This is a genomic window from Thermosipho sp. 1244 (genome assembly GCF_018588215.1).
GTDB lineage: Bacteria > Thermotogota > Thermotogae > Thermotogales > Fervidobacteriaceae > Thermosipho > Thermosipho affectus.
This window is the reverse complement of sequence record NZ_LNGA01000013.1, coordinates 1-7,301: the sequence shown is the minus strand read 5'-3', so window position 1 is coordinate 7,301 and position 7,301 is coordinate 1. Positions and strand designations below refer to the sequence as shown.

The following is a 7,301-nucleotide window of genomic DNA, read 5'->3' as shown; positions in this document are numbered from 1 at the left end:
TTTTTTTTTTTTAAATGTAATTAAAGCAAAAATACTTGAAATTTTAAAATGTTTCTTATTATTTTGCATAATTATTACGAATAATTTGATTTATTCTTTATAATATAATATCTAAAATAAGAAGGTTTTATTATTAACACTTCACAAACCATAAAAATGTGGTTTTATTTGTTAATTTTCCTATTTCTAACAAAAATATTTTTTCATTTTTTATTATAAAATTTAACTTTTACGACTCTTGTATTGCCATTTGTAACGAGGGCTGTAAAAAAAGGCATTGGTGGGATTGGTTATTTCCTTGGCTTTATGAGTAAGATAATTGAACAATAAACTTTAAATCATAAAACTTTAATACGTAAATATACATTATTCGTTAATATATTTTAAACGAATTAGAAATATTTTAAAATAAAAAGCATTTTGCAAATAATTATGGTTAAAAAAAAAAAACTTATAATTGAAATTTTTCGAGGTTGTTATATTTTCATGTGATTTATATAATAAATTGTAGAAGTGAAATAAATTAATAAGGAAGAGTGAAAATATGGAGTTCAAACTTATAAATCATTTTGGAAAATATCTTCTTTTTCTGCCAGAAAACTTATTACTACTTGAAATTGATGAAGAAATTAGTCATCAAATAAAAGATAACGATTTTTTACCACCAAATATAGTTAGTGTAGTTAAACCGTTTATAGATAATAAGATATGCAGCTTTAATAGTATTAATTTTAAACCACAGTTATTAGTGTTAACAGTTTCACATATGTGTAATCTTAAATGCGTTTATTGCTATGCAGAAGAAGGAACTTATCATTCTAAAGGTTTAATGAATCTGGAAACAGCTAAGAAAGCTATAGAAATGTTTTATGAAAAAGGGCAATCAAACGTTGGAATCTCTTTTTTGGGAGGAGAACTACTCATTAATTTTAGTGTTATCAAGAGAGTTGTAAATTTTGCAAACAGTTATTTAGGAAAAATATTAGATTTGCTATAACGACGAATGGCACTATCATTACACCGGAAATAGCTACGTTTTTTAGAAAAAATAACTTTTCAATTACATTAAGTCTGGATGGAAACCAAAAATTGAACGATAAATTGAGACTAAAAAAGAACAAGAAAGGAACCTATGAAGATATTATAAAAGCAATTGAAATTTTACATTCATCATATAAAAACGACATGTTTAAAAAAATATTGCTTCGGGCCACTTTAACATCAAAAAATGATGATTTTACTAACTTAATGGAGTTTTTTTCTACGTTAACAATTCCATTTACTGTTTTCTTAGTTTCAACAAATGATAATAAATTAAAACCGAGAATAGATGAACTGTTAAATAGCATAGATATTTATACAGATAAAATGATAAAACTTTTAAAAGAAAGAAATTTTGATAAATTTCAAAAAGAGTTACCAAATATAATCTGGATGTTTTTAAAAATTTTACATACTAGGCAAAAAAGGTATTACCCATGTGGAGCAGGTAGAAAAGTTGTAGTAGTGAATCCTAAAGGAGACGTTTATGTTTGTCATAGGTTTGATGGAACTTTTACTGGCAAAGTTGGGAACGTGTTAAAAGACAATAAAATAAAGATTTTTAAAATTATTGAAGAAACAATCATGGAAAAAATTAAAAAGGTAGATATTTTAAAAGAATGTCAAAGTTGCTTTGCAAGATATATTTGTGGAGGTCAATGTTATTACGAATCTGGAATAATTGATAAAAAGAATTATAAATTAAACAAAGATTATTGTAGGTTTGTTCGAAAACTTGTTGAAACATCTATTGCCTTATACTCATACATTCCCGAAAAGCTGAAAAAAATTCTAATTCAAAGGAGAAGATAATTTATGAAAAATATAAAAAAATGGATTTCAATCTTATTATTACTATTTGCTATGATAAGTTTTAATCAACAATTATTTTCTCCTGAAGAATTACAAAAAGATTTTGAAATTTATATAAACTACATACTAAAATCAGGGATTGATCCATTTGAATTTGTATCTCAGGAAAAGTTTTATTCAGAAGTTAACAGAATAAAGGGACAACTTAACAAGCCTATGACAAAAGGCGAGTTTTTTAAAACTATCGCTCCTATAATACATCTTTTTAGCGATGGACATTATGGGGTATTTTTCAATATTACACCAGATACATTAGTAATGCCATTTGAACCAGTGGTGGTAGGTAATAGATTATTTGTTAAAAATTCACTTGTGACTGAGTTAGAAAACAAGGCAGAGATTTTGAAAATTGATGATAGGAACGTAGAAGAAATAATTAATGATTTGAAACTGTTTTTACCGAAAATTTCCTCAGATGTACTTTTCAAACATTTGGAGGATTTAATTAAACTCTTTCCAGAAATTGAAGATCAAAATAATTTCAAAGTGTTGATAAAAACTAATGATATAAAAAAAGTAATAAAAGTAAATGCCATTAAATTTGAAGAGGCAATTAAAAAGAAAAAAGAATTATATCCAGAGGAATGGAAAAAAAGAAAATTATCGTTTGAAAGAAGAAGAGATATTGGAATATTAAAAATAAGTACGTTTATGTATAGTTATAGATGGTTAACATATTACAAAGAATTTTTGAACAAAACATTCAGTGAAAATAAAGACTTATCAGATTTAATAATAGATTTAAGAGGAAATTCTGGGGGATTTTTAGACAATGTGTGGGAGCTTTTCAAATATTTAACCCAAAATCCTTTACAAATATACTTAGTAGGGTACACCTGCAAGAATATACCGCTAAGCAACGGAAAAATAAAAAGGACCTTAGAAAAATACGAATTAAATCCAAAAATACTTCCTGCAAGACACAATTTCAACGGAAAGATATGGCTTCTTGTAAATAATAGAATGTTTTCAGCAGCAGTTGTAGCTACATACTTTTTTAAAAAGCTAAACGTAGGAAAAATAATAGGCAAAAGACCAAGGGAACCTGTTAATACTCTTAGTGCTGCACTGGGAAAATATATTTTACCAAATACGAAAATATTAGTACTTATACCAGGTGGATATTACAAAGTTACAGACAATCCAAAAATAGAGGTAGATTATGAAAAAGAATTAACTGAAGAGGAAGAAATAGGTTATTTGCTTGGAGAAAATGATGTAATGTTAGATTATGCTTTTGAAATTATAAATAAAAACACAAAAGGAGGAGGGGAAAAATGATGAAAGTAAAAATACTAAATCCCATAATACCACCAGAAGATTTGGAAACGAAAAATGGCTGTGAAATGATTGCACAATTATGCGAAGGAGGAAGTGGACCATGTGGGCCAGCACCCGGTGGGTGTTTCTTTGATTTACCTATTGAATGTACTTGGGACAACCCAAATGTTCCTTAGTATCTTTTATAAATCAGGACTTACAACTATGTTATATTTATATTATTACTAATCAATTTACACAAGGAGTTTATTTTCATTTGGTAAAATCAAAAAATAGTTTATAAAATGTATCCGCTATTAAATAATAATGTAAGTAAGATGATAAATATAAAAATAGTTGTTTTTAATATTTTTTTGATATTTTACAATTCAATTATTTTTAACTAATAAGTTGAGCTTGAATGATTTGTTTATACTTTGAGCATTTATTAAGTAGTTCCTCATGAGTTCCATCACATATAAATTGTCCATTTTCTATGATAAATATTTTCCCTGCTTTTTTAATTGTGGATAATCTATGGGAAACAATTACTATTGTCATATCAAGTTTGAAAAGATTTTCAAATATTTCTTCTTCAGTTTTAGAATCTATTCCAGATGTTGCTTCATCAAGTACAAGAACTTGTGGTTTTCTAATTATTGCCCTTGCTATCGCTATTCTTTGTCTTTGACCATCTGATAACTTTTTCCCACGTTCTCCAATCAATGTTTTATATCCATTTTCAAGTTCATTTACAAACTTATCCACGCGTGCTATTTTCACTGCTTTTATGAACTCCTCTTCACTAAAATTACCATCAAGTATTATATTCTCTTTTACACTCATGTTAAAAAGAAAATCGTTTTGTTTTACTACTATAATATTCTTTCTGAGAGATTCAAGTGTATACCTTTTTATATCTTTTTTATTTATTAATATACTCCCATTAGTTGGTTCATAAAATCTTGTCATAAGACTTAACATTGTACTTTTTCCACTACCACTTAAACCAGCAATGGCAACTCGTTCACCCGATGTTACTTTAAAATTTAATTTTTTTAACACATAATTGCTGTTATATGAGAAGTCAACTCCTTTAAATTCGATCTCATCTACATTTTTAATTGTTTCTTTTCCGCTTGTTTCTTCTTTCATTTCGTATACTTCTTTTATTCTTTTAAAAACTGGTGTTGAACTTTGAAGTGAAACAAAGAAGTGACTTAAAACTCTTATTGGTTCATAAATCCAGTTCATGAAACTATAAAAACCTACCAAAGTACCAAGAGTTATATTTCCTTTCATAACTAGATATCCACCAAAACTTAATACTATTATTGGACATATATCTTTTATAAACACTAAAAAATCTTCTATTGATTGCATAAACAAATTATATTTATTACTTATTTTTACCCAATCGTTTATTTTCTCTTTTAAGCTGCTTACAAAATAATCAAATTTACCAAAGCGTTTTATGGTTAATGCTCCTTCTATTCTTTCACGTATTCCTTCTATAACCTCACTATTCTTTTCGCGTTCCAACTTAGAAAAATTTTTTAAAAGCCTGTTAAAACTATTGATAGATAGGTTATAAAAAGGTATAGTTGCAAATACAACTATTGCAAGTTGCCAGCTCAAATAAATAAGTATTCCACTAAAAACAACCAGTGATATGACATTTAAAACAATACCTGGCATAGCTGTACTTACTACCTGAGAAAAAACAGGAATATCTGAAGTTGCTCTTGAAAGTATATCACCTGTATTATTTCCAGAGATAGTTCGAACTGGTAAGCGAAGAATTTTTTTAACAAAACTTGTTTGTTCATCTCTAACTATTAGATTTTCACATTTTCTAAAATTATAATTCACAATAACTGAAAGAAATCTCTCCGCTCCTTTTACAAAAATGAATAATAATACAAATAATGGAAGTTTTGAAAAATACGCATTTTGGATTATATTATCAAACAAAAATCTGACAAGAAACGGACTAATTGAACCAACAATAAGTAAAATCGGAGCTAATATAAAAATAGTTTTTTGATAACTTACATACTTCTTTGTGTAATCTAAAAGTTCTTTCACTTCTTTATTTGATAAAATCGAAAAAAGTTTCATTGTATTCCTCCTTATTTTTTAATTTTCTATCATTCTGTTGATATTGAGTAATACATTTTGTTGTTAATTTATACTTAAAAATAAACGTTCAGTCAACGTTTTTACAATTTCACAGTTATTATGTGGAATAGATGCATCGGATGATTTTTCAAAATAATATTGCTTAAAAACGCAACCTTCACAAAAAAAAGTTAAAAAACACTCTTTGCAATTTTTGTCAAGAAGTTTTGAGTTTAAAATTTTATATTTACTTTCCATTTTTTTTAGATTTTCTTTTATTGTTTTTATTGGAGCTTGAATACTACCAAAAGCAAATTTGGAATCTCCAACAACTAATTGACAAGGATATATATCGCCAGAAGCTGATATAGCAACACTGGATATTCCAGCATTACAATAATATTCTGTAGGTTTGGAATTGATCAAAATACTTATATATTCTTTCAGTTTATATTCCAAATCATAAGGTCTTTCTAATATTTTTTCTATTTCCTTTAAAGTATTATCATTTTCTATAATTAAATTCTCATCGCAGCTCATTACAGGTCTAATTAAAATATCTTCAATATCAAATTCATTCTTAAAAAATTCTTTTAAATCTTCGTGACTAATTCCAAATATTAAATGTTGCTTTGTATAAGTAACTTCTATTGCTTTTGGTTGATTTATTTCTTTTAAAATATTAAGATTTTCAACTATCCTATCATATGATGGTAATCCTTTTTTAAAAGGTCGTAATAGATTCTGTATCTTTTTTGGACCATCAAAGCTCACAATTATTTCATAATTAAAATGATTATTTTTCTTAAGTAATAATATCAATTTCTCAACTACTTTTTTTGAAACTCCCAGCCCAGTTATTATATTAATTTTCGGCATATAAATTATTTGTTGTCTCATTATTTTTTTATTTAAAATTTCGATTGTCTTACATATTCCTTCTATGTTTACTAATGGTTCTCCACCAAAAAATTGAATAGTTTCAATTTTGTCATAGAGTGAATAAAATACGTTAATCGATTTTTCTAAAATATCCAAACTCATTATTTCTGATTTTCCATATGTTCCTCCTTTCCCATAACAATAAACACATTCTAGCGGACATTCTTGCGCAATAAAAAGTGCTAATCTTTCTAATTTTTTTGTTTTTTTATCTTTTTGACTGTTATATTGAACAAGCTTTTTAATTTCTTCAATTGTATTTTTTAAATCTTTCAGCTCAAAATCCTTTTTTTTAAATTTTTCTCTTAGTTGTGCTTCATTTTTGTTTAAGAGTTCTTTGAAAAATTGAAAATTTTGTTTATCTAGAACATATAATGTTAGAGTAGGTTTATGTAATAATAAACCTTTATCATTTTTACGATAAAAAAGCTTAAAATTACTTTTTATGTTTTCCAAATGTTTAAAAATGAATTCAAGCTCTTTCATTATTTCACCCCTATATATTGGCTAAAATTCTGAATAAAAGTAGTCCCTCACAAATTTTAAGAATTACTATTTATAAACGTCCTCCACCTTGTTTAATAAGGTGGAGGACAATTTTAAAGTTATGGTGTTAGTTTTCCTTCTTTACAACTACCACAAAGAAAATAACCCGTACATCCTGCATTCAAAACTTTATCAAAATTTTTTGAAGAAATAACAACTTTTTTCATGTTATCCCCTCCTTTTCTTTTAAGATAATCCCGGCCCGGGATTCATGATGTATTTTAAATTATATTATTAGTTGTTATAAAATCTTTGTTTTACTATAGTAAACGGATCACATATAAACTTTCCATTAAGATTTCTAATTTTGTGCTTTTCAAGCTGTATAGGTAAGTACACATTATACTCGGGTAAATCAACGACGTAATATGACTTAAATTTTGTAAAATTTGTACTTTTATATGTAATTTTAAGATTTTTATCCAAAAAAACAAAAGATGCATCTTTGAAAATTTCATTCATAATATATCGTTCCTTTTGATATTTTTTTCACTAAAGAAAAATATTTTTTTAAACAA

General features: G+C 26.4%; 7 protein-coding genes. 4 read left to right on the top strand and 3 right to left on the bottom strand.

Features of this window, described 5'->3' with window-relative positions; all coding sequences use genetic code 11:
* The first annotated feature begins 544 nt into the window (after positions 1–544).
* Genes AS157_RS03355 through AS157_RS03340 form a run of 4 tightly spaced genes read left to right on the top strand, consistent with a single transcriptional unit; the run spans position 545 to position 3,371 of the window.
* On the top strand, positions 545–997 hold the full coding sequence (locus AS157_RS03355) for a 4Fe-4S cluster-binding domain-containing protein (protein ID WP_077289960.1): 453 nt from the start codon (positions 545–547) through the stop codon (positions 995–997).
* Entirely contained in the window at positions 982–1,854 is an 873-nt protein-coding gene (locus AS157_RS03350; RefSeq protein WP_352039420.1) for a radical SAM protein, read from the top strand. The genes AS157_RS03355 and AS157_RS03350 overlap by 16 nt, the downstream gene beginning before the upstream one ends.
* 3 nt (positions 1,855–1,857) lie before the next feature.
* Positions 1,858–3,195: a S41 family peptidase gene (locus AS157_RS03345; protein ID WP_077289958.1), complete on the top strand. Its 1,338-nt coding sequence runs from the start codon at positions 1,858–1,860 to the stop codon at positions 3,193–3,195.
* Positions 3,192–3,371, top strand: a complete 180-nt coding sequence (locus tag AS157_RS03340) for a hypothetical protein (protein WP_077289957.1) — start codon at positions 3,192–3,194, stop codon at positions 3,369–3,371. Before AS157_RS03345 ends, AS157_RS03340 begins: the two co-directional genes overlap by 4 nt.
* Before the next feature lie 202 nt (positions 3,372–3,573).
* Here AS157_RS03340 and AS157_RS03335 read toward each other — a convergent pair whose 3' ends face one another.
* From AS157_RS03335 to AS157_RS03325, 3 genes are all read right to left on the bottom strand, one after another.
* Complete coding sequence (locus AS157_RS03335) at positions 3,574–5,295, bottom strand: ABC transporter ATP-binding protein (RefSeq protein WP_077289956.1); 1,722 nt, start codon at positions 5,293–5,295, stop codon at positions 3,574–3,576.
* Between the two features lie 63 nt (positions 5,296–5,358).
* Positions 5,359–6,723 carry a radical SAM/SPASM domain-containing protein gene (locus tag AS157_RS03330; protein ID WP_075666546.1) on the bottom strand — a complete coding sequence of 455 codons (1,365 nt, stop codon included), beginning with the start codon at positions 6,721–6,723 and terminating at the stop codon, positions 5,359–5,361.
* Between the two features lie 294 nt (positions 6,724–7,017).
* Positions 7,018–7,245, bottom strand: coding sequence for a hypothetical protein (locus AS157_RS03325; RefSeq protein WP_214494961.1), 228 nt, complete (start codon positions 7,243–7,245; stop codon positions 7,018–7,020).
* Positions 7,246–7,301 lie beyond the last annotated feature (56 nt).